We start from the raw sequence: 22,463 nt of genomic DNA, 5'->3' as shown, positions 1-22,463 counted from the left end.
GTCAGGTGGCGACGACCGTACCAGCCGATTCGATGAGGGCCGCGAGGACCGCCGCCACGTCATGCTGGAGCAACTGCCCACCACGCTTGACCACACGCCCCGCGACCAGCACGGTGTCCACCGAGCTGGTGTCGGCGTTCAGCACGACGGCGCCGATCGGGTCGTGGGCCGCCGCCATGCCGAGGGTGTCGGTACGCAGCAGCATCAGGTCGGCCTGCTTGCCCGGCCGCAGCGAGCCGACGACGTCCGCCAGTCCGAGCACCTCGGCGCCTTCGATCGTGGCCATGCGTAGCGCGTCGCGGGTGGTGAAGCTCATCCCCGCGCCACCCGGGCGGCCGCGTTCGAGCAGGTGGACGGTCCGCATCAGGCTGAACATGTCTCCGGGCGCGCACACCACCGTGTCGGCGCCGAGGCCTGTCGGGATGCCCGCCGCCCTGGCGCGGCCCGCGGCCGGGTAGCCGAGCCCCAGGTTCATCTCGTCCACGGGGGCGAGCGAGGCCGTGCCGCCGGCGGCGGCGATGCGCTTGAACTCCTCGTCGCTGTAGTGCAGCGCGTGCACGAATGTCGTGGGGGTGGCGAGCAGCCCGTTCGACTCCAGGAACGCGAGCCCCTGAGCGGCGCTCTCAGGGCCGTGGCCGCCCAGGTGCGCGGTGACCGGGAGGCCGAGCTCGGCGGCCACGCGCCACTCCTCCAGCGCCCGCTCCTCCCCCGCGATCTCCGGGCCTAGGGCGGCGACCGCCATCGTGACCAGGCCGGATGCGCTGGAGAGCAGGTCGTGCACCCTCCGGGTCTCTCTGGTCAGCTCGCCGGGCTGACCGCCGTGGCAGTAGCCGAACACGGCCCTGATGCCGGATTCGTGCAGCGCCCGCACGACGGCTTCGGTGTGGCCGGGGCTGAACTGGATGTGCGACCAGTCGAGCAGCGTGGTGATGCCCGCGTCCAGGCACTCCAGCGCGCCCGCCAGGTTGCCCGCGTAGACGTCCTGAGGGCGGTAACGGGGGGCGAGCTCGGTGAGGACCCGGCGGAGGTAGCCGTCGAACGCGATGTCGGGCGCGACGGCCCTGATGCCGGCCTGCCAGGTGTGGCGGTGGGTGTCGACGAACCCGGGGAGCACGATCCGTCCGGTCGCGTCGATGACCTCGGTCCCCGGGACCTCGGGCAGGCCGGGACCCACTTCGGCGATGGCGCCGTGCTCGATCCGTACGTCCACCCGGCCCAGCACGACGGGCTCGGGCTCGGTGTCGACGACGACGCCGTTCTTGATCAGGATGGTGGATGCCATGGCGAAAAGCTTAATGAGAAGCTTTTCTAAAAGCAATCTGCTGCTCGGTATGCTCGATGGCGTGAAGCCCGACGAGATCGACGCGATGGTGCCCCGGTGGGAGGAAGCAGGCCTGTCGCCGTCGCTCATCGCCGCGCTGGAGCTGGGGAAGCGGATGTCGCGGCTCCATCTGATCTTCGACCAGGCGGTCAAGGCCGAACTGGCCGAGCTGGGGCTGACATACGCCGAGTTCGACGTGCTGGCCGCACTGAGCCGGGCGGCAGCGCCGTACCGGATGAAGCCGAGTGAGCTGTCGAAGGCGCTGTTCCTCACCTCCGGAGGGATCAGCAACGTGCTGCAGCGCCTGACGGCGGCGGGATACGTCGAGCGCGAGGCCAACGCGGGTGACGCGCGCAGCCGCTGGGTCCAGCTCACCGACGAGGGACGGCGCGTGACAGATGCCGCCCTGGAGGCCTCCGGGCGGGCTTACAGCGAGGTGACGGCCGGGATCCCTGACGAGGTCGTACGGGGGGCGGCCGACACGCTCCGCGAGGTCCTCTCGCACGTCGGCCGCCGCCGCTACCGTTAGCTGCCGCTTCCCCCAGCGTCGCCGCCGGGTCCGTCAGGACGCGCTACCCCCGGAGTCCGTGGCGGGCCGCCCAGGTGTTGAGCGCGGCCGCGATGGCCTCGGGGCGGTCCTCCGGGGCGTGGTGGCCGGCCGGGCCACAGTGCTCGACCTCCAAGGCGGCGATGTTCTCCACACACCAGGCCGCCATCTCCTCACCGATCAGCAACGTCGGCGAGGAGTCGAAGGTGAGCAGCAGCTTGGGCACCTCGAAGCTGCCGGCCAGCCACTTCCCGTACCCATCCACCCGATCCGCCACGTCGGCGGGCTCGCCGTCGAGCGGGAACGACCGGGCCCACTCCAGCAGCGGCCGCCGGCTCTCCCGGGTGGGGTACGGCGCCAGGTACGACTGCTTCTCCTCCTCGCTCAAGCTCGACAGCACCCCACCCGTGAACGCCGTCTCCACGAGGAAGTTCTGATCGAGCGCCAGCGCCTCCCCCTTGGCGCTCCTGATCAGCTCGGCACGGGCACGCGGACCTTCGCCCAGGTCATCCCAGCTCATCGTGCGGACAAAGGTCTCCATGAACGCCACGCCACGCACCCGTCCCGGATGCCGGGCCGCCCAGTCGAACCCGAGCGCGCCGCCCCAGTCATGCCCCACCAGCACCACCTCGTCCAACCCGAGCGCGTCGAACCACGCGTCGAGGTAGCGGGCGTGGTCGGCGAACCGGTACGGAATGTCGGGCTTGCCCGAGCGCCCCATGCCGATGAGGTCAGGAGCCAGCAGCCGCCCATCCACCTCCGGCAGCACGTTTCGCCATAGGCGGGAGGATGCCGGGTTCCCGTGCAGGAACACGAGGGGCAGTCCGGAACCGCTGGAGTCCTCGTAGTGCATGGTCGAGTCGAGCACGTCGATCTCAGGCATGACGATCCTTCTTTCGTGAGTCGGACTAACGTTCGTCGCACTAACGAACATACATCGTTAGTGGCACTAACGCAACGGGATAGGATCGGGAAGCATGAACATGACGGACGACACGCCGGCCACCCCCGCCTCGCTACGCCTCCTGCCCAGCAGGATGTTGTCGCTGGTCGCGATGCACTCCGACCGGCTCGTGAGCGAGGGCCTGGCCGGCGCCGACGCCCGCAAGTGGCACTACGCGGCGCTCGTAGCGCTGCGCGAGGCCGGCCCGGCGAGCCAGTCCGAGCTGAGCAGACGCACCGGCATCTACCGCAGCGACCTGGTCGCCGTCATCAACGAGCTGGCGGAGCGCGGGTTCGTGGAGCGTGCCCCCGACCCCGCCGACCGCCGCCGCAACGTCATCACCATCACACCGGAGGGCCTCCGGCACGTCCGACGACTGCACACGCTCATCGCGGGCCTTCAGGACGACGTTCTGGCCCCTTTGAGCCAACCGGAACGCGAGCAGTTCTCGGCTTTCCTGGCCCGCCTGCTGGAGCACCATTCGGGCCGTGGCAGCTCCCCTGAGCAGGGCTGAATCCATGGCAGGCGATCTCCGGGAGCCCTAGCCTGAGGGAACGTTGAGAGCGACCCAGGAGGCGCCACGCCTATGGCCGAAATCAGCACCGGACAGATGATCAGGCTCCAGCGCGAGCGAAGGGGCATGAGCACCACCGCGCTGGCGACCCAGTCCGGCTGCACCCCCAGGCACATCGAGCTGGTCGAGCACGGCAAGCGAACACCCTCACTCCCCCTGCTCCGGGAGATCGCCAAAGTGCTGGGCGTGCGCACGGCCGTGCTCTTAGGCGAGGCCCCGCGCGACTCGCACGAGCCCAGCAGGCCGCAGATCAGCGACATCGAGCGCGCCCTGTTCACCTGCCGCTCGATGGAGCCCGACATCGAGCCGCCCGACGCCGACCAGCTCGCCGAACGCGTGGCGGCGGCGCGCAACGCCTGGTTCACCTCGACGCGCCGCTATTCGATCCTGATGTCGGCCCTGCCGTCCCTGATAACCGACGCCGAGAACCTTGCGCTCGAGGGCACGCCGCAGGCGCACAGCGTGGCGTCGGACGCGTACATACTGGCCAGGGGTGTGCTCAAGCATCTGCGACGGGTGGATCTCGCGCATCTCGCGGCGGACCGGGCCATGCGCTTCGCGGAGGAGACGGCGGATCCGCTGATCCGCGCGTGGGCGTACTGGAATCTGGGACAGTCGATGCTGGCCGACGACATGCACCAGATCGCGTACGACGTCGCCCGGCGTGGTCTGGAGATCCTGGAGCCGCACGTCGCCGACGGCGATGACCGCCATATCAAGGCGCTCGGCGCGCTGCACCTGCTCGCCGCGGTCAGCGCGGCCCGCGGGGGCAACGACGACGAGGCCAGGGAGCGGGTACGCGGACCCGCCGCGCAGCTCGCGCAGCGCGTAGAGGACGGGTCCGGCGTCTACGACCTGGCCTTCTTCGGGCCCACCAACGTCGCCATCCACATGGCCGGCATCGAGAGCGACACCGGCCGTCCGGAGGCGGTGCTGCAGATCGCCGACGACATCGACCTGCGGCGGACACCGTCCATCGAGCGGCGCACCACCCATCTGTGCCAGGTCGCCCGCGCCTGCGAGGACGTGGGCGACGACGCCGCCAGCCTGCTCCACCTGCTGCGGATCGAGCGCGAGAGCCCGGAGGAGCTGGATCACAAGCTGCTGCTGAGGGAGATGGTGCGGTCGCTGGCCCGGCGGGCGCGGCCGTCGTGGGCACCGGAGGTCCGCTATCTCGCCGAACGCCACGACATCACGAACTAAGAGTTCGGTCGCGGCGAACAGGGAGATCTCTTGCTCGAGTTCGTCACGGAACGGGGCGAGAGTGACACGCTGCGCTCATGACCAGTGCGCCGAGTGCCGATTTCGTCATGGAACGACTGCTCCAGGAGGCCACGAGGGAGTTCCCGGGGTGGTCGTTCCAGCGGGATCATTCGGGCTGGACCGCCATCCACGGCGACACCCGGCTCACCCGCCCCAGCCTGGCGGCCCTGCGCGCCCTGCTACGGCTCCACCGGCCCGCGCGGACGGGGTGAGCCCCCGCCCACCTACAGCGTGGGGAGGAAGCCGACCTTGTCGCGGACCTCGGCCATGGTCTGCTTGGCCACCGCCGACGCGCGTTCCGCGCCGATGGCCAGCAGGCGGTCGAGCTCGGCCTCGTCCGACAGCAGCTTCTCCGTACGCTCCCTGATGGGCGTGAACGTGCCGACCACCGCCTCCGCCACGTCCTTCTTGAACGTGCCGTACCCCTGCCCCTCATACCGGGCCACCAGCTCGGGAATGGGCGTCCCGGTCAGCGCGGACTGGATGCGGAGCAGGTTGGAGATGCCGGGCTTGTTCTCCTCGTCGAACAGCACCTCGGAGCCGGTGTCCGTGACCGCCCGCATGACCTTCTTGCGCAGCGGGCCCGGCTGCTCGAGGACGTCGAGGATGCCGGCGGGGCTCGAGGAGGACTTCGACATCTTCGCCGTCGGGTCCTGGAGGTCGGTGATCTTCTCGACCTCCTTGAGGATGTACGGCTCCGGCAGCGTGAACGTCTCGCCGAAGCGGTGGTTGAAGCGCTGGCCCAGGTCTCGGGTGAGCTCCAGGTGCTGCTTCTGGTCGGCTCCCACCGGGACCCGGTTGGCCTGGTAGAGCAGGATGTCGGCGGCCTGCAGGATCGGGTACGTGAAGAGGCCGACGCTGGCCGCGCTCTCACCGAACTTGGCCGACTTGTCCTTGAACTGGGTCATCCGGGCCGCCTCGCCCATGCCGGTGAGGCAGATCAGGATCCAGGCGAGCTCCGAGTGCTCGCGTACGTGCGACTGCACGAAGACGGTGGACCGCTCCGGGTCGAGGCCGGCGGCGAAGAGCTGGGCGGCGGCCACGCGGCTGCGGCGGCGCAGCGCGTCGGGCTCGGTCGGCACCGTGATCGCGTGGAGATCGACCACGCAGTAGAAAGCGTCGTGGGTCTCCTGCAGGGTGACCCACTGGCGGACGGCACCCAGGTAGTTGCCCAGGTGGAAGGAGTCCGCTGTGGGCTGGATGCCGGAGAGAACACGAGGTCTGGCCATAGCAGGCAATTGTGTCAGGAATCCCGCTCGGGCGGCGACTCGACTGCCGGACGGTGTTTCACTCTCACCCTGGAGATACGGCGCCCGTCCAGCTCGGTTACTGTCATCTCAAATCCCGTTATTTCCACCTTTTCCCCTACAGCTGGCACATGCCCCAGCATCGCCATGACGAATCCAGCCAGGGTCTCGTACGGACCGTCGGGCAGCCGGATGCCGGTCTCGGTGGCGAAGTCGTTGAGGTTCGTGAGGCCGTCGATCTCGATCTCTCCGGCGGGCAGGACCACGACGTCCTCCTCGACGTCGTACTCGTCCCTGATGTCCCCGATCAGCTCCTCGACGAGGTCCTCCATGGTCACGATGCCCGCCGTGCCGCCGTACTCATCCACCACGATCGCCAGGTGCTGCCCCTCGTCGCGCATCTCGTTCAGGGTGCTGAGCAGCCGCTTCGACGCGGGCACGAACTTCGCCGCGCGGATCGGCACCACCGCGCTGATCGGCTCGGTCTGGCCGGTGAGCTCGGGGTCCAGCAGGTCACGTACGTGCACGAACCCGATGACCTCGTCGTACGTGTCGCGGTAGACGGGGAAACGCGAGTGCGGCAGCCCGGCTGCGAGGCGGGCCGCCTCGTCCAGCGGAGTGTCGGCGTCCATGAACTCCACCTCGGTACGCGGCAGCATCACCTCCCTGAGCTGTCGCTTCCCCGCCGCGAACACCTCGCCGATCAGCTTGCGCTCGTCGGCGGTGAGATCGGTGTGCCCGACCACCATGTCGCGCAGCTCCTCGGTGGTGACCTCCTCACGGCCGGCCTCCGGGTTTCCGCCGAGCAGCCGGACCACGAGGTCGGTGGACTTCGACAACATCCAGATGATCGGCCGCGACAGCGACGCGATCCGGTCGAGGAACGGGGCCACGTACAGCGACAGCCCCTCGGCCCGCTGCAGTGCCAGCCGCTTGGGCGCCAGCTCACCCAGCACCAGCGACGTGTACGAGATCGCCAGCGTCACCAGCACGAGCGCGAGCACGGGAGCGACGGCCTCGGGCACCCGCCAGCGTTCGAGCAGGGGCACCAGTTGCCCGGAGAGCCGGTCGGCGCCGAACGCGGCCGACAGCATGGTGGCCACGGTCACGCCGATCTGGACGGCGGACAGGAAGCGGTTGGGGTCGCGGGCGAGCTTGGCCACCCGCTCGCCCCGGCGGCCCCGCTGTGAGAGCTTGCGGACCTGGCTGTCCCGGAGGGAGACCATCGCGATCTCGGCGGCGGCGAAGAAGCCCCCGATCAGGATGAACAGCAGAACCAGGGCGACGTTGGCCGCGACGGTGTCAAACATGGTGGTTGGCAGCGTACTCGGCGGCTTTCCCGCGTATGCTGAACGGCAAGCCGTACAAAATCAAACATATTTGAACAGGAGTGCACATGAGGCTATTGGTGACCGGGGGTGCCGGGTACGTCGGCAGTGTCGTCGCGGCGCAGCTCATTGAGGCAGGACACGAGGTGACGGTACTCGACGACCTGTCAACGGGGCATCAGGACGCGGTGCCGGAAGATGCCAGATTTGTCCAAAAAAGCATCACCGAGGCCCATGACGTGCTCGACGGCATGGACGCGGTGCTGCACTTCGCGGCCAAGTCGCTGGTCGGTGAGTCGGTGGAGAAGCCGGGACTCTACTGGTCCAACAACCTCGGTGGCACGCTGGCCCTGCTCGACGCCATGCGGGACAAGGGGGTGGGCAGGATCGTGTTCTCCTCGACGGCAGCCACGTACGGCGAGCCCGAGCGCTCCCCGATCGAGGAGGACGACCCGACGCGCCCGACCAATCCCTACGGTGCCACCAAGCTGGCCGTCGACACCGCACTGAGCGCGTACGCGCAGATCCGCGGCCTCGGCGCGGTGAGCCTGCGGTACTTCAACGTGGCCGGCGCCTACGGCCGCTACCGTGAGCGGCACACGATCGAGACCCACCTCATCCCGAACGTCCTGAAGGTCGCGACCGGTGAGCGCGAGTCCGTGAACGTCTTCGGCACCGACTACCCGACGCCCGACGGCACCTGCGTGCGCGACTACATCCACGTGGCCGATCTGGCGCGGGCGCACCTGCTGGCGCTGGACGCGATCGTGCCGGGCGAGCACCAGGTCTACAACCTGGGCAGCGGCAGCGGCTTCAGCGTGCAGGAGGTGATCTCGGTCTGCCGCGAGGTCACCGGCCACGAGATCCCGGCCGTCGTCGCGAACCGCCGCCCCGGCGACCCCGCCGTGCTGGTCGCGTCGTCCGCGAGGATCCAGCGAGAGCTGGGTTGGAAGGCCGAACGGCCCTCGCTGCACGACATCGTTTCCGACGCGTGGGACGCGCTTTCCGCAAATGCGTGATACGGCGCCGCGAAATGTGCTGTGATACCCAAATGTGAGGAACTTTTCACCAAGGGTCACGAAGCTGCTCTTCGGTGTCCTCATTGTGGCGGGTTGCCTTCTGGCAGCCGCAGGCGTGACCTTTGCCACGCCGCAGGCCGCTCCCGCCGTGCAGCAGGTGTCCTGCCCGCCCTGAAGCCCCCCGCGTGAAGCGGGGGGCGGGCAGGCCGGACTCGAGGACTCAGATGAGGCCGAGGTCCTTCACCGCGTCGCGCTCCTCCGCCAGCTCGCGCACGCTGGCGTCGATCCGGTCGCGGGAGAACGCGTCGATCTCGAGACCCTGGATGATCTCGAACTTGCCGTTGGCCGCGCGCACGGGGAACGACGAGATGAGCCCCTCGGGCACCCCGTAGGAGCCGTCGGAGACGACCGCCGCGGAGGTCCACTCGGTGCCGTTGACCCAGTCGTAGACGTGGTCGATCGCCGCGTTGGCCGCCGAGGCGGCCGAGGAGGCGCCACGGGCCTCGATGATGGCGGCGCCGCGCTTGGCCACCGTCGGGATGAACGTCTCGCGCAGCCACTCGGGGTCGACCTGCTCGGCCGCCACCTTGCCGCCGACCTCGGCGTGGAACAGGTCCGGGTACTGCGTCGCGGAGTGGTTGCCCCAGATCGTCATCTTCTTGATCTCGGTGACCGGGACCTGCAGCTTGGCGGCCAGCTGGGACAGCGCGCGGTTGTGGTCGAGCCTGGTCATCGCGGTGAAGCGGTCGGCCGGCACGTCGGGCGCGTTCTGCTGGGCGATGAGCGCGTTGGTGTTGGCCGGGTTGCCCACGACCAGGACCTTGATGTCGTCGGCGGCGTGGTCGTTGATCGCCTTGCCCTGGGGGCCGAAGATGCCGCCGTTGGCGCCGAGCAGGTCGCCGCGCTCCATGCCGGCCTTACGCGGCATGGCGCCGACCAGCAGGGCGACGTTGGCGCCGTCGAAGGCGACGTTGGGGTCGTCGGTGATCTCGATGCCGGACAGCTGCGGGAACGCGCAGTCGTCGAGCTCCATGGCCGTGCCCTCGGCCGCCTTCACCGCCGCCGGGATCTCCAGCAGGCTGAGCTTGACCGGGACGTCGGCGCCGAGCAGCTGCCCCGACGCGATGCGGAACAGCAGTGCGTAGCCGATCTGACCGGCTGCTCCGGTGACGGTGACCTTGACGGGCCCCATGGCCTTCCCCTCACTCGCGGGATATTCGCTGACTTTGGGATGTTACCCGCTCGTCATCAGCAGGTTTCCATCGCGGGCACCTTCAGCTCAGGTTCGAAGTCGACCTTGGCGAAGTGCCTGGTCAGGAGCTGCTTCATGAAGCCCGTGCGGTAGAGGTCGGCGATCACGGCCTTGACCGCCTTGCAGGTCTTCACGTCGCCGTTCCTGATGCCGACGGCGTAGCGCTCGTTGTTGAGCTTGGCGCCGAGGACCTTGTAACGCATGTTCTCGCGGGCGGCGAACCCCGCCAGGATCAGGTCGTCGCCGGGGACCGCGTCCACTTTGCCACTCCTGAGCAGTGCCATGCAGACGGCGTAGTCGGGGGCGCCGACCGGCTCGACCGACACCTTCTCCTGCACGTCCCCGACGGACGGGCTGTCCGGAGCGCAGAGCTTCTTGCCCTTCAGGTCGTCTACGGACTCGATGCCGCTGCCTGCACGCACGAGGACGTCGTGATGGGCCAGGTAGTACGGCCCCGCGAACTGGGTCTCGGACTTGTCGACCGAGTACGTGGCCACGACGAGGTCGGCGGTGCCGTCGGCGAGCGCGCCCGCCCGATCGTCCCTGCTGACCCGGACGAACGCGGTCTCCTTCGCCCCTAACTCCGCGGCGAGGCGCTTGGCCACCTCGATGTCGAAGCCCTGGAAGTCCTCGCCGTTCTGCAGCCCCACGCCGGGCAGGTCGCCCTTGACGCCGATCACGATCTTCCCCGTCTGCGCCACCTTGTCCACCACACTGGCGAAGGTGTTCGGGGGCTGCGGCCCGGCCGTCCCCGTGGGCTCGGGCTGCGCGCCGAACGCCAGCGGCGGCCAGCCGTTCAGCGCCAGCGCGACGGCCGCGGCTGCGAGCAGGACGATCGCGGTGACCAGCCCGATCCACACCTTCGCGCGGCGCGACCGCGCGGGCGCGGCGGGCTCGGTCACCGGGTACGGCGCCTCGGGCGGCGCCGTCACGGCCGGCTCGTTCCGGAAGGGCGGCGCCGCCGGGGCCACGTCCTTCTGGGAAGGCGGCACCGTCGGGGCAGCCTCCTTCCGAGCGGGCAGGTCCGTGATCGACCCGGCCGACACCCTGCTGAACGGCGTGGTGTCGTCGCTGGCCACCTGCACACCCCGGGTGAGCACCGCCGTGGACGCCCCAGCGGTGGACGGCTGGCCGAGCAGCCGCAGCAGGATCTGGTCGGCGGACGGCCGGTCGGCCGGCGACTTGGCCAGCGCGGAGCGCACCACGCTCTGCAGCGGCTCCGGCATCATGCCGACGTCGACCTCGTGGTTGAGAATGCGGTTGAGCACCACCGCGATGGACTTGCCCTCGAACGCCTGTTTCCCGGTGGCCGCGAACGCGATGGTGGCGCCCCACGAGAACACGTCCGTATAGGGCCCCACGTCGTCGCCCGCGATCTGCTCGGGCGCCATGTAGGCGGGCGTGCCGATGGCCCGGCTGGTGATCGTGCCGGTGGAGTCGATGATCCTGGCGATGCCGAAGTCCACCACGCGCGGCCCGTCGGCGGCGATCAGCACGTTGTCGGGCTTGAAGTCTCTGTGGACGATCGCGGCGTGGTGGATCGCGGTGAGCGCGGTGGCGGTGCCGATGGCCAGCCGGTCGAGCACGGTGCCGGTGATCGGCCCGTCGGTGTCGACGATCTCCCTGAGCGGCCGGCCGTCGATGTACTCGCTCGCGATATAGGGCGTGTTGCCGTCGAGATCGGCCTCGATCACCCGGGCCGTGCAGAACGACGCCACCCGCTGCGCCGCCTTGAGCTCCCTCGCGAAACGCGACCTGGCGATCGTGTCACCGCTGAACTTCACATGCAGGAGCTTGATCGCGGCATTCTCCCCCTTGTCGTTGACGCCCAGGTAAACGATGCCCTGACCGCCTTCTCCGATCCGTCCGGACAACCGGAAGGACCCCAGGTGGGCGGGATCGCCGGCGACCAGCGGCGAGATTTGCGGCATTCGTCATCCCCACGTGTGCTGAACCCCAACCACGCAAACTTTACGACGGTCAGCAACTCCTCAGGGAACCGTTAACCGTTCGTGACGTCACGGTTTTACCCACCGGCTTGCCCGCGCCTGCGGCAATCCTGGCTCCGCGCCGAGTTGCGCGCGCGGCCCTTCACGTGGAGGCTCGGGATCATGGATCGCCCCTTCGACATCGTGCTCTTCGGAGCCAGCGGCTTCACCGGCGCGCTCACGGCCGCCTACCTCGCCGAGGCCGCGGGCCCCGGCACGCGGTGGGCACTGGCCGGGCGCGACCGCGCCAGGCTGGAGCGCCTCGGGCTCGACGTGCCGATCCTGCTCGCCGACGCCACGGATCCGGCCTCGGTGGCCGGGCTGGCCCGCCAGACGCGCGTCCTGGCCACGACGGTCGGCCCCTACGTCACGTACGGCGAGCCGCTGGTTGCGGCCTGCGCCGAGGCCGGCACTCATTACCTGGACCTGACGGGCGAGGCCGAGTTCGTGGACCTGGTCTACGTCCGCTACCACGACAGGGCGGCCAGGAGCGGCGCCAAGCTCGTGCACGCCTGCGGCTTCGACTCCATCCCGTTCGACCTGGGCGTGCTCCACACCGTCGGCCACCTCCCTGAAGGCGTCCCGCTCAAGGTGGGCGGCTTCCTGCGGGCGAGCATGAGCCCGTCGGGCGGCACCCTGGCCACCATGATGTCCATCTTCGGCCGCGCCCGGCAGATGGTGGAGCAGGGCACACAGCGCCGCTCCGCCGAGCCCAGGCCCGCCGGTCGCAAGGTGAGTTCCCTGCCCGGCGGCGTCCGTTACGTGGGCGGCTGGGCGCTCCCGATGCCGACCGTCGACCCGTTCATCGTCGGCTACTCCGCCCGGCTCCTGGACCGCTACGGCCCGGACTTCACCTACCGCCAGCACTACGCCGTCAGGACGTTGCCCGCGGCCCTGGCCACGGCGGCGGGCGCGGGCGCCTTCGCCGCGCTCGCCCAGATCCCGCCCGTACGCGGCTGGATCCAGAACCGGGTGCGGCCCGGCGACGGCCCTTCGGCCGAGCGGCGCGCGCGGAACTGGTTCAAGGTCACGTTCTTGGGCGTGGGCGGGGGCGAGCGCGTGGTGACGGAGGTCGCAGGCGGCGACCCGGGCTACGGCGAGACCGCCAAGATGCTCGGGGAGTCGGCCCTCTGCCTCGCCTTCGACGACCTGCCGGACCGCGCGGGCCAGCTCACGACGGCCTCCGCCATGGGACAGCCGCTCATCGACCGGCTGCGCGCGGCAGGCATGACGTTCGCCAGGAAGCAGTGATCCGGCAGGCGCCGGGCACGCGTCAGTAGGGCAGGCTCCACTTCACGAAGGCCTTGCGCAGGTACGGGGTCTTGAACTTCGGATACGCCACCGTGCTCACGTCCCCGTCCGAGGTGTAGATCATGTCCGGGTTGGTCTTGAGCCAGTCCAGCCAGGCCTCCGAGCAGAACTGCTTGCAGTCGCCCTTCTTCTCCATGACCTTGATCCGCGGGATCCCCACCGGATCGAACGCCTTGCTGAAGGGCGACGCCGCGGGCGTGTACCCCGCCAGGAACGCGCCCTGGTGGTTGTAGAGCTTGCCGCCGTGCAGGGCCCACTCCCTCTTGCTCGGCTGGTTGCCGTACGGCAGGGCGATCGTGACCGGGTTGGTGTGGGTCAGGGAGTTGATCTGCTTGCCGATCGAGCCGATCTGCTCCTCGACCTCCTTCTGCGAGCGTCCGCGCAGGTTGATGTGGTCGCGGGTGTGGTTGCCGATGTCGAAGCCGTTGTCCTTGAGCCAGACCAGCGTCTGTGCCTGCTCCTCGGGCACGGTCTTGCCGAACATGTCGCGGGTCACATAGAACGTGGCCTTCGGGCGGAAGCCCGGGTGCTTGGCGGCCACCTCCTGCAGGATCGCGACGGCCGTGTTGGGTGCGGGCACGCCCACTTCGTTGAGGGTGAGCTGCGATGGGGAGGAATCATCAAATGTCAGGACCACCGGGTGCTTGCCGGCCGGGATGTCGATCTTGCCGGTCACCATCTCGGCGGCCGTGATCGGCACGTACCCCTCCCTGGCCAGCCGCTCCAGGTCCGCCCGGAACTGCTGCGGCGTCCTGTCGTCCGTCGAGCCCGGCTTGTCGATGATCCGGTGGAACATGAGCACCGGGATCTGCCCCAGCTCGTTGGCCTTGACCTTGGCCGCGAACTGGGCCTTGGCCACCTTGCTCGCCTTGAGCTTGGCGGCGGCGTCGGCCTTGGTGTCGGCCAGCTTGACGGTATTGGGCTGCGAGTCGCAACCGCTCAGGATCGTTGCGGCGGCCAGTAGGCCGAGTCCACTGAGAATACGCAGTCGCATCCGAACCCCCCGAGACGCGTACGACTGTTACGAGGAGGCTCTTACCCAGCTGATCAACTACGGCACGCCGCCGCACCGTCAAGAGATGGTCTGGGAACAACGAAAGGGCCGCCCGCGGGCGGCCCTTCGAGGTGGAACGGTCAAGAGGCCATCTTCTTCTTGAGGTTCTCGTCCAGCGCCGCCAGGAAGTCCTGGGTGGTGAGCCACTTGGCGTCGCCGCCGACCAGGAGCGCCAGGTCCTTGGTCATCTGGCCGCCCTCGACGGTCTCGACGCAGACCTCCTCCAGCTTGCCGGCGAAGTCGGTCACGGCGGGGGTGTTGTCGAGCTTGCCACGGTGGGCCAGGCCGCGCGTCCACGCGAAGATCGAGGCGATCGGGTTGGTGGAGGTGGGGTTGCCCTTCTGGTGCTCGCGGTAGTGGCGAGTCACGGTGCCGTGCGCGGCCTCGGCCTCGACGGTCCTGCCGTCAGGGGTCATCAGGACCGAGGTCATCAGGCCGAGCGAGCCGAAGCCCTGGGCCACCGTGTCGGACTGCACGTCGCCGTCGTAGTTCTTCGCGGCCCAGACGTAGCCGCCCTCCCACTTCAGCGCCGCGGCGACCATGTCGTCGATGAGGCGGTGCTCGTACGTGAGACCGGCCTTCTCGAAGTCGGCCTTGAACTCCGTCTCGAAGATCTCGGCGAAGATGTCCTTGAAGCGGCCGTCGTACGCCTTGAGGATCGTGTTCTTCGTGGAGAGGTAGACCGGGTAGTTGCGGGCCAGGCCGTAGCGCATCGACGCGCGGGCGAAGTCGCGGATCGACTCGTCCAGGTTGTACATCGCCAGCGCGACGCCGCTGCTGGGGAAGTCGTACACGTCGAGCTCGATCGGCTCGGAGCCGTCCTTCGGCGTGAACGTCAGGGTCAGCATGCCCTCGCCGGGGATCTTCAGGTCCGTGGCGCGGTACTGGTCACCGAACGCGTGACGGCCGACGACGATGGGCTTGGTCCAGCCGGGCACGAGGCGCGGCACGTTGGACATGATGATCGGCTCGCGGAAGATGACGCCACCGAGGATGTTGCGGATGGTCCCGTTGGGGGACTTCCACATCTTCTTGAGACCGAACTCCTCGACCCGTGCCTCGTCCGGGGTGATGGTGGCGCATTTCACACCGACGCCGTACTTCTTGATGGCGTTCGCGGCGTCGATGGTGACCTGGTCGTCCGTCGCGTCTCGGTGCTCGATGCCGAGGTCGTAGTACTTCAGATCGACGTCGAGGTAGGGAAGGATCAACTGGTCCTTGATGAACTGCCAGATGATCCGGGTCATTTCGTCGCCGTCAAGCTCGACGACGGGACCCTCCACCTTGATCTTGGGCATGCGAATGGTTCCCCTTCAATGAATTGATGCGTTGAGGCTATCGGACCGTCCGGTCATCGGGCGAAAAGGGACAGGATCAGCGCCTTGAGCTCGTTGTTGTAAAGCAGAAGCGAGGTCAGGACCAGCACGAACCCGAACCCGGCAAGCGTGATGACGTCGACCCTCTGGCTGCGTACGGACAGCTGCCCGCCGTACCCGGCGAAGCGGAGAGCGGCGGCCATCATGATCACGCCGCCCAGCACGAACCCGCCCCAGCGCAGGTCCGCGAGAAGGATCACGAGCACGCCGATGACCGCACCCGCCAGTATCAGCGGGTACGGTCCCCAGCTCTCACGCTCAGTCCGATGATCGCTCAACGCTCTTGCTCAACGCTCGTCGATCGGCTTCCACTTCTGGTCGGTCTCCCCGATGTACTCGCTGTCGGGCCGGATCAGCCTATTGTCCGCGTGCTGCTCGATGACATGGGCCGTCCAGCCGGCCATGCGGCTGACAGAGAAGACCGGCGTGAAGAGGTCGGTCGGGATGCCGAGATAGTGGTAGACCGAAGCTGCATAGAAGTCCACGTTCGGATAGAGGCCCTTCGTCTCGAAGACGACCTCCTCCATTTCCTTGGACATCCGATAGTAGGTGTCATCGCCGCTCGCCTCAGCCAGTTCGGCGGACATCCTGCGCAGATGAGTGGCGCGCGGGTCCTCGGTCTTGTAGACGCGGTGGCCGAAGCCCATGATCTTCTCGTGCGCCGCGAGCTTGTCGCGCACGGTCTGGGCCACCTGGCCAGGCGGGATCGACTCCAGCGTCTTCATGACCTGCTCGTTCGCGCCGCCGTGCAGCGGGCCCTTGAGCGTGCCGATGGCGGCCACGATCGCGGAGTGCATGTCGGAGAGGGTCGCGGCGCAGACGCGGGCGGCGAACGTGGAGGCGTTCATGGTGTGGTCCGCGTGCAGCACCAGGCACTCGTCGAAGATCTCGACCTCGCGGGGGCCGGGGGCGCGGCCGGTGATCTCGTGCAGGAAGTTCGCGGCGATGCTCAGGGACGGGTCCGGCTCGGGGACGCTGCCGCCGGTGCGGGCGGCGTGGTAGCGGGCCACCAGGAGGGGTTGCTGCGCGGTCAGCCGGGCCGCCTTGCGCAGGTTGGCGTCGGGGGCGATGGAGTCCTTGTCGGGGTCGTCCGCGCCAGAGAGCGACACCAGCGACCGCAGTGCCTCCATCGGTTTCTGTTTCTCGGCGATTTCGGCGATGTTCGCGGACACGAGGGCGCCCAGCTCCCGGCCCTGCGCCAGCTCCTCGCTGTAGGCGTCGAGCTCGGACCGGGTGGGCAGCTTGCCGCGCTGAAGCAGGTGTGCGGTCTCCTCGAACGTCGCGCGGCCGGCCAGGTCGTGGATGTCGTATCCACGGTAGAAGAGCCGACCGGCCTTTCCGTCGATGTCGCTCAGCGCTGTGGACGCCGCTACGACATCGGCCAGACCTTTCGTGGGCTTGTCCGCCATGAGTGTTTCCTCCGCTTATCTTCGACCGAAGTCTACCCGTGAGCAGGCAAAACCGTCCGCAAAGGTCCAGACCAATTTCACGTCGGATTCTCCTTTCAGCAAAGGAGATTCCGCATCCCCTCGTTTGGGTAAGCCGGAGCTGTAGTAATAGTTACGGCGGGCTACCTGGGGAGGAACTGCCGTGCCCAGGAGGAGGCGTGCCGTTCATACGCTGCCTCACAAGGGGAGGAACCGCCAGTGGAGGGGCCGTTCATACGCATCGAGGACACTGGCGAGGTGGTCCCGTTGCGCCCCGAGATCACGACGGTCGGGAGGGGCCGGGGAGTCGACATTCGGCTCACCGATCCCAGCGTGTCCCGGCTCCATGCCGAGTTCGTCAGACGAGGACCCTACCTGTACGTCGTCGACCTGGGCCTGTCCAGGAACGGCACACGGGTGAACGGCAGGCCGATCGCCCGGAGGGTCCTTGACGACGGTGACGTCGTCTCGTTCGGCGCGGCGCGGGGTCGCATCGGTGGAGTCCCCCGTGAGGACTTCACCCCCGAGGTCGAGCTGCGCAGGGCGGCCGCGCCCGAGCTGACCAGGCGCGAGGTCGACGTGCTGACCTCGCTCTGCAGGCCGGCGCTGTCCGATGAGGCGTTCGTCGCCCCGGCGACCGCACGCGAGATCGCCGACGACCTGGTCGTGACCGAGGCCGCGGTCAAGCAGCATCTGCTGCGGCTCTACCAGAAGTTCAGGATCCCCGAGGGCACCAACCGGCGCACGCGCCTGGCCAACGAGGTCGTCGCGCTCGGTCTGGTACGCCCGACCCCGGTGGTGCCACCACAGCGGTCGTCGGGCGCCCCCGCCGAGCAGCCGTCGACGACGGCTGGGCGAAGGGCTTCATAGGGGACGGAGCTTCTTAGAGACGGCTCTTGGGGCCTGATCGCGACCGGGGCTTCGGCGAGGGGTTCCGGCAGCGTCGGAACCTCAGTGCCACAGTGCCCGCGACCACGGGAAGCGGGCACGTCGCCGGCCGGGAGGACCGGCCGGCGACGCGAGCAGGCGTAGCACGCCCTCAGATCACCCTGAAGCCGTTGCTCGGCTCGCTGGTCCGGTTGGCCCGGTCCACCGCCATCACGTAGTAGTGGTCGCCGCGCTTCCCGTCCGGGTCCGTCCAGTGGACCTGCCGGTCGCCGGGCACGACCGCGACGAGGTTGCGCGCGTCGGCGAACGCGTCCGAGGAGGCGTGCCCGTCGAAGCGGAAGATCGCGAACAGGAACGGCTCGTCCCTGCCGGTGGCCACGGCCCGCACCTCGACGCCGCCGGAGCGGCGCAGCGCGTACGCCAGCACGGGCCTGTGCGGCGGCTCGCCGTTCGCCAGCCTGGGCAGCACGGGACCGAGCGCCGGCCGCTGGTAGTGGTCGTTGACGGCGGTCGAGATTGAGCCGATCCTGTCGACCTTGACGTCGTTGGCGTTGTACCAGATGTCGCCGCTGACCTCGGGATGGTCCCTGTTGAGCGTCAAATGGGCGGACAGCTCGCCGGGGGCCTGCCACTGGGCCACCTGTGCCGGGTCGCCCGCCTTGTAGGCGGCCTGGCCGATCCACAGCAGGGTGTTCGTGCCGCTCGCCACGTCGGACCACCACGGGACGAGCTTGGAGTAGTCGGCCGGCGGCTGCCCGATGTACCAGTAGAGCTGCGGCGCGATGTAGTCGAGCCAGCCCTTCTTGACCCAGCCGCGGGTGTCGGCGTGCAGGCTGTCGTACGACTGGCCGCCGTTGGTCTCCGAGCCGAGCGGGTCGGTGGCCTTGTTGCGCCAGATGCCTGACGGGCTGATGCCCCACGCGATGTCCGGCTTGGCTTCGAGGACCCGCTGCTGCATCTCCTGGACCATGAGGTCGACGTTGTTGCGCCGCCAGGAGGCCAGGTCGGGGAAGCCGGCGCCGTACTTGGCGAACGTGGCGCTGTCGTCGAAGGCCGTGGTGTTGGTCGGGTAGAAGTAGTCGTCGAAGTGCAGGCCGTCGATGTCGTAGCGGGTGACCGCGTCCATCATCGCGTCCTGGCAGAACTTCCGTACCTCCGGCAGGCCCGGGTTGTAGTAGAGCTTGCCGCCGAACGGCAGGATCCAGTCGGGGTGCTTGCGCCCGGGGTGGTCGGGGTGGAGCTTGGCGGGGTCGGACTGCATCGAGACGCGGTACGGGTTGAACCAGGCGTGGAAGGCCAGGCCGCGCTTGTGCGTCTCCTCCACGGCGAACCCGAGCGGGTCGTAGCCAGGGTCCTGTCCCTGGGTGCCGGTCAGGTACTGTGACCAGGGTTCGAACGGTGACGGCCAGAACGCGTCCGCGGTCGGCCTGATCTGCACGAACACCGAGTTGAGCTTGCGCTGCACCGCCACGTCCAGCCAGGCGAGGAACTCGGCTTTCTGTTGCTCCGCGGTCAGTCCCGGCTTCGAGGGCCAGTTGATGTTGACTACGGAGGCGATCCACATGCCGCGCATCTGGTGCAACGGCGGAACGTAGTCCGCCTGCGCTAAGGCGGGCAGCGGCACCGCGGAAGCGGCGGCGGCGAGGGCGAGACCCTTGAGGAGAGTCCTTCTGCTGGGCATTGGGGGGTGGCCTCTCGAAAGTGGTTGTATCGAAGGCGACGATGACAGAAAATTACCTTCAGATCAACAACTGTGAAGGAAAATGCCGATGAGCGGAGACCTGTCCAGGCTCGCGATGACCGTGCTGCATCCAGGGTACGAGGGGACCTCCGCTCCCGACTGGTTGCGGCGCGCCCTGAGCGATGGTCTCGGCGGGGTCGTCCTGTTCGCCCGCAACGCCATTGACGCACAGCTCGTACGGCATTTGCGCGCCGAGAACCCGGGCGCCGTCATCTCCATCGACGAGGAGGGCGGCACGGTCACCCGGCTGGAGGTCCTGGCCGGCAGCTCCTTTCCGGGCAACAGGGCGCTGGGCGTGGTGGACGACGTGGCCCTCACCGAGCGGGTGGGCCGCCAGATCGGCAGGATGCTGGCGGAGCTGGACATCACGCTCAACTACGCGCCCGATGCCGACGTGAACTCCAACCCGGCCAACCCGGTCATCGGCGTGCGTTCGTTCGGTCCTTCCCCCGATCTGGTGTCCCGCCACACGGTCGCGTACGTGAACGGGGTGCAGGGCGCGGGCGTGGCCGCGTGCGCCAAGCACTTTCCCGGCCACGGGGACACGGTCACCGACTCCCACCTGGCGCTGCCGACCGTGCACGCCTCCCGCGAGGTGTTCTTCTCGCGCGACCTCCCACCGTTCCAGGCCGCGATCGGTGCGGGGGTGCGCGCGATCATGTCGGGCCACCTGCTCATTCCCGCTCTCGATCCGTCGATGCCGGCGACGCTGAGCCGTACCGTGATGACCGAGCTCCTGAGGGGCGAGCTCGGCTTCGACGGGATGCTCACCACCGACGCGATCGAGATGCAGGCGGTGGCCGCCATGTTCAGCCCCGGCGAGATCGCGGTGAGAGCCCTGAACGCGGGCGCGGACGCCATCTGCGTGGGGATCTGCACCGAGGAGATCGTCCACGAGATCCATGACGCGATCGTCGCCGCCGTGCGCGCCGGGGAACTGCCCGAGGAGCGGCTCGCCGAGGCGGCCGGGCGGGTGCTCGCGCTGTCCGAGTGGTACGGCGCACAGGCGGCGCTGCGCGACAAGGCCCGGGGCGACGTCGACCGGCGCGTGGGCCTGGAGGCCGCCAGGGCGGCGCTGACCACCTCGGGCACCGCCACGCTCGACCGGGGGCCGCTGGTCGTCGAGGTCAACACCCGCCTCAACAAGGCCGTGGACCCCTCCACGCCGACCGGCATCACGGCCGCGCTCACCTCCCTGCTGCCGAACACGGCCCGGCTGCAGCTGGAGCCCTCGGGCGAGCTGCCGGATCTCGCGAACGACGAGCGACCGGTCGTGCTGGTGGTGCACGACGCCGCCCGCCACGACTGGGTGCGCTCGACGGTGGCCAAGGCACTGGAGATGCGGCCCGACGTGATCGTGGTGGACACCGGCGTCCCCGCACCCCCGGGCAAGGCAGTCCACGTGGCCACTCACGGGATCTCCCGCGTGTCCGCGCAGGCCGCCGCTGAATGGCTGACTCAGTGACCGCCGAATCCGCCAACCCGGTCGCCGCCGTACGTGCCGTGCTGCCGTCGCTCACGCCGGCGGCGCAGGGCATCGCCCGCATCATCCTGGACGATCCCGGGCTGGTGGTGCGGAGCACGATCACCGAGTTCAGCGCGGTCTCCGGCACCAGCGAGGCCACCATCGTGCGGACCGCTCGCGCGCTGGGCTTCACGGGGTACTCGCAGATGCGCTTCGCGCTGGCGGCGGCCGTGGCCAAAGAGCCGGAGCGGCTGGTGCCCGGCGACCTCGGGCCCGACGACCCGCTGACGGACGTGATCGCCAAGGTGGCCCGGGCCGAGTCGGAGGCGCTGGCCGACACCGCGGCGCAACTCGATCCCGATCAGCTGGGCGAGGTCGTGAAGGCCATCTCGGTGGCGCGGCGAGTGGACGTCTATGGGGTCGCGGCCTCGGGACTGGTGGCGGCGGACATGTCGCAGAAGCTGCTGCGGATCGGGCTGTCGAGCCATCCGTTCAGCGATGCGCACCTGGCTCTGACCAGCGCCGCGCTGCTCAGGGAAGGCGACGTGATCGTCGCGATCAGCTGCAGCGGGGAGACGCCCGACGTGCTGGTCCCCGCCCGTACGGCCGCCGAGGCCGGGGCGTTGGTCGTGGCGATCACCAACAATCCGCGCTCTTCGCTGGCCGAGCTGGCGGACCACACGCTGGTGTCGGCGGGACGGGAGACGGCCTTCCGCCCTGGGGCGCTGGCCAGCCGGATCAGCCAGCTGCTGATCGTGGACTGCATCTTTGTGGGGTTGGCGCAGCGGACGTACGACTCGGCCGACGCCGCCATCCGCGCGACCCGCGACGCCACGGACCGCTACCGCAACCGCTGAGGGGCCGGTCAGGCGCGGGCGACCGACAAGGCGGCCAGGTCGGCTTCGATCTTGGCGGCCGTGGCCAGCAGCGGGGGGAGCAGGTCACGCCGGGCCGCCTGGAGGGTCGTGCGGCTGGCGTGGGTCGAGACGTTCACCGCGGCCACCGTGCGACCGGACCGGTCGCGGACGGGCGCGGCGATCGAGCGCAGCCCCTCCTCCAGCTCCTGATCCACCATCGCCCGCCCCCGCTCGCGCACCTTGTCCAGCTCCGCGCGCAACGCCGCGGGCAGCACGATCGTGCGGGAGGTGAGACGGCGCAGCTCGGCCCGCTCCAGGTAAGCGTCCAGCTCGGCCGGAGGGAGTGCGGCGAGCAGCACCCGCCCCATCGACGTGCAGTAGGCGGGGAACCGGGTCCCGATGCTGATCGTCACGCGCATGATCCGGGCCGTCGCCACCCGGGCCACGTAGACGACGTCCTCCCCGTCCAGCACCGCCACCGAGGCCGACTCGTGCACCTCGGCCGCCAGGCGTTCCAGGTGCGGATCGGCGACCTCGGGCAGCGACAGGCTCGACAGGTACGCGTACCCCAGCTCCAGCACCCGGGGCGTGAGCGCGAACAGCCGCCCGTCGCTGCGCACGTACCCCAGGTCCTCGAGCGTGAGCAGGAACCGGCGGGCCGCCGCCCTGCTGAGCCCGGTCGCGCGGGCCACCTGGCTGAGCGTCAGCTGGGGCTCCGTGGCGCTGAACGCCCGGATCACCGCGAGCCCCCGGGCCAGCGACTGCACATGATCAACCATCGTGATCCCCTTGACATGGGCGGACAAAGGCGTAAGTTCCGCGATACGGGGCTGTTCGGTCAGAGAATACATGTGCGCATTGC

Annotated in this window: 21 protein-coding genes; 9 read left to right on the top strand and 12 right to left on the bottom strand. The window is 69.1% G+C overall.

The window, feature by feature from the left end; translation table 11 throughout:
- Position 1: 1 nt before the first annotated feature.
- On the bottom strand, positions 2-1,282 hold the full coding sequence (locus AB0J09_RS00345; protein ID WP_360682855.1) for an amidohydrolase family protein: 1,281 nt from the start codon (positions 1,280-1,282) through the stop codon (positions 2-4).
- Between the two features lie 61 nt (positions 1,283-1,343).
- Here AB0J09_RS00345 and AB0J09_RS00340 point away from each other — a divergent pair, with 61 nt between their 5' ends.
- Positions 1,344-1,850, top strand: coding sequence for a MarR family transcriptional regulator (locus AB0J09_RS00340; RefSeq protein WP_360682853.1), 507 nt, complete (start codon positions 1,344-1,346; stop codon positions 1,848-1,850).
- A gap of 43 nt (positions 1,851-1,893) precedes the next feature.
- Here the strand turns inward: AB0J09_RS00340 and AB0J09_RS00335 are convergent, their stop codons facing one another.
- On the bottom strand, positions 1,894-2,802 hold the full coding sequence (locus AB0J09_RS00335) for a haloalkane dehalogenase (protein ID WP_360682851.1): 909 nt from the start codon (positions 2,800-2,802) through the stop codon (positions 1,894-1,896).
- Positions 2,803-2,845: 43 nt separating this feature from the next.
- Between AB0J09_RS00335 and AB0J09_RS00330 the strand changes: the two genes are divergently transcribed.
- From AB0J09_RS00330 to AB0J09_RS00320, 3 genes are all read left to right on the top strand, one after another.
- Positions 2,846-3,325: a MarR family transcriptional regulator gene (locus tag AB0J09_RS00330; RefSeq protein ID WP_360682849.1), complete on the top strand. Its 480-nt coding sequence runs from the start codon at positions 2,846-2,848 to the stop codon at positions 3,323-3,325.
- Positions 3,326-3,397: 72 nt separating this feature from the next.
- A complete protein-coding gene (locus tag AB0J09_RS00325) occupies positions 3,398-4,588 on the top strand; it encodes a helix-turn-helix transcriptional regulator (protein WP_360682847.1) in 1,191 nt (396 codons plus the stop codon).
- A 77-nt stretch (positions 4,589-4,665) separates the two neighbouring features.
- The gene (locus AB0J09_RS00320) at positions 4,666-4,860 is read left to right on the top strand and encodes a hypothetical protein (protein WP_360682845.1); all 195 of its coding nucleotides are present in this window, start codon (positions 4,666-4,668) and stop codon (positions 4,858-4,860) included.
- A 12-nt stretch (positions 4,861-4,872) separates the two neighbouring features.
- Here the strand turns inward: AB0J09_RS00320 and trpS are convergent, their stop codons facing one another.
- Together trpS and AB0J09_RS00310 are read right to left on the bottom strand one after the other, a co-directional pair.
- Complete coding sequence (gene trpS, locus AB0J09_RS00315) at positions 4,873-5,877, bottom strand: tryptophan--tRNA ligase (protein ID WP_360682843.1); 1,005 nt, start codon at positions 5,875-5,877, stop codon at positions 4,873-4,875.
- 14 nt (positions 5,878-5,891) lie between these two features.
- On the bottom strand, positions 5,892-7,205 hold the full coding sequence (locus tag AB0J09_RS00310) for a hemolysin family protein (RefSeq protein ID WP_360682841.1): 1,314 nt from the start codon (positions 7,203-7,205) through the stop codon (positions 5,892-5,894).
- Between the two features lie 86 nt (positions 7,206-7,291).
- On the opposite strand from AB0J09_RS00310, the gene galE reads away from it, so the two are divergent.
- Positions 7,292-8,242 carry a UDP-glucose 4-epimerase GalE gene (galE, locus tag AB0J09_RS00305; RefSeq protein ID WP_360682839.1) on the top strand — a complete coding sequence of 317 codons (951 nt, stop codon included), beginning with the start codon at positions 7,292-7,294 and terminating at the stop codon, positions 8,240-8,242.
- 220 nt (positions 8,243-8,462) lie between these two features.
- Here the strand turns inward: galE and AB0J09_RS00300 are convergent, their stop codons facing one another.
- Together AB0J09_RS00300 and AB0J09_RS00295 are read right to left on the bottom strand one after the other, a co-directional pair.
- Positions 8,463-9,434, bottom strand: coding sequence for a malate dehydrogenase (locus AB0J09_RS00300; protein ID WP_360682837.1), 972 nt, complete (start codon positions 9,432-9,434; stop codon positions 8,463-8,465).
- Between the two features lie 56 nt (positions 9,435-9,490).
- Entirely contained in the window at positions 9,491-11,425 is a 1,935-nt protein-coding gene (locus AB0J09_RS00295) for a transporter substrate-binding domain-containing protein (RefSeq protein WP_360682835.1), read from the bottom strand.
- Positions 11,426-11,605: 180 nt separating this feature from the next.
- On the opposite strand from AB0J09_RS00295, the gene AB0J09_RS00290 reads away from it, so the two are divergent.
- The gene (locus tag AB0J09_RS00290; RefSeq protein ID WP_360682833.1) at positions 11,606-12,733 is read left to right on the top strand and encodes a saccharopine dehydrogenase NADP-binding domain-containing protein; all 1,128 of its coding nucleotides are present in this window, start codon (positions 11,606-11,608) and stop codon (positions 12,731-12,733) included.
- A 22-nt stretch (positions 12,734-12,755) separates the two neighbouring features.
- Here the strand turns inward: AB0J09_RS00290 and AB0J09_RS00285 are convergent, their stop codons facing one another.
- From AB0J09_RS00285 to AB0J09_RS00270, 4 genes are all read right to left on the bottom strand, one after another.
- On the bottom strand, positions 12,756-13,787 hold the full coding sequence (locus AB0J09_RS00285) for a polysaccharide deacetylase family protein (RefSeq protein ID WP_360682831.1): 1,032 nt from the start codon (positions 13,785-13,787) through the stop codon (positions 12,756-12,758).
- A 140-nt stretch (positions 13,788-13,927) separates the two neighbouring features.
- Entirely contained in the window at positions 13,928-15,145 is a 1,218-nt protein-coding gene (locus AB0J09_RS00280; RefSeq protein WP_360682829.1) for an NADP-dependent isocitrate dehydrogenase, read from the bottom strand.
- 53 nt (positions 15,146-15,198) lie between these two features.
- The gene (locus AB0J09_RS00275; RefSeq protein ID WP_360682827.1) at positions 15,199-15,501 is read right to left on the bottom strand and encodes a DUF3017 domain-containing protein; all 303 of its coding nucleotides are present in this window, start codon (positions 15,499-15,501) and stop codon (positions 15,199-15,201) included.
- A gap of 9 nt (positions 15,502-15,510) precedes the next feature.
- The gene (locus AB0J09_RS00270; RefSeq protein WP_360682825.1) at positions 15,511-16,632 is read right to left on the bottom strand and encodes a citrate/2-methylcitrate synthase; all 1,122 of its coding nucleotides are present in this window, start codon (positions 16,630-16,632) and stop codon (positions 15,511-15,513) included.
- A gap of 237 nt (positions 16,633-16,869) precedes the next feature.
- On the opposite strand from AB0J09_RS00270, the gene AB0J09_RS00265 reads away from it, so the two are divergent.
- Positions 16,870-17,520, top strand: coding sequence for an FHA domain-containing protein (locus tag AB0J09_RS00265; RefSeq protein WP_360682823.1), 651 nt, complete (start codon positions 16,870-16,872; stop codon positions 17,518-17,520).
- A gap of 169 nt (positions 17,521-17,689) precedes the next feature.
- On the opposite strand, the gene AB0J09_RS00260 is transcribed toward AB0J09_RS00265, so the two are convergent.
- Complete coding sequence (locus tag AB0J09_RS00260) at positions 17,690-19,219, bottom strand: family 10 glycosylhydrolase (RefSeq protein WP_360682821.1); 1,530 nt, start codon at positions 19,217-19,219, stop codon at positions 17,690-17,692.
- Between the two features lie 88 nt (positions 19,220-19,307).
- Here AB0J09_RS00260 and AB0J09_RS00255 point away from each other — a divergent pair, with 88 nt between their 5' ends.
- Both AB0J09_RS00255 and AB0J09_RS00250 read left to right on the top strand, forming a co-directional pair.
- Positions 19,308-20,744: a glycoside hydrolase family 3 protein gene (locus AB0J09_RS00255; RefSeq protein ID WP_360682819.1), complete on the top strand. Its 1,437-nt coding sequence runs from the start codon at positions 19,308-19,310 to the stop codon at positions 20,742-20,744.
- Entirely contained in the window at positions 20,729-21,601 is an 873-nt protein-coding gene (locus AB0J09_RS00250) for a MurR/RpiR family transcriptional regulator (protein WP_360682817.1), read from the top strand. Before AB0J09_RS00255 ends, AB0J09_RS00250 begins: the two co-directional genes overlap by 16 nt.
- Positions 21,602-21,609: 8 nt before the next feature.
- Here the strand turns inward: AB0J09_RS00250 and AB0J09_RS00245 are convergent, their stop codons facing one another.
- The gene (locus AB0J09_RS00245) at positions 21,610-22,380 is read right to left on the bottom strand and encodes an IclR family transcriptional regulator C-terminal domain-containing protein (protein WP_360682815.1); all 771 of its coding nucleotides are present in this window, start codon (positions 22,378-22,380) and stop codon (positions 21,610-21,612) included.
- Between the last annotated feature and the right edge of the window lie 83 nt (positions 22,381-22,463).

It is taken from the genome of Nonomuraea sp. NPDC049784, assembly GCF_040659615.1.
GTDB lineage: Bacteria > Actinomycetota > Actinomycetes > Streptosporangiales > Streptosporangiaceae > Nonomuraea.
Note: the sequence above shows the minus strand (reverse complement) of the source record. Positions and strands in the feature narration are given on the sequence as shown.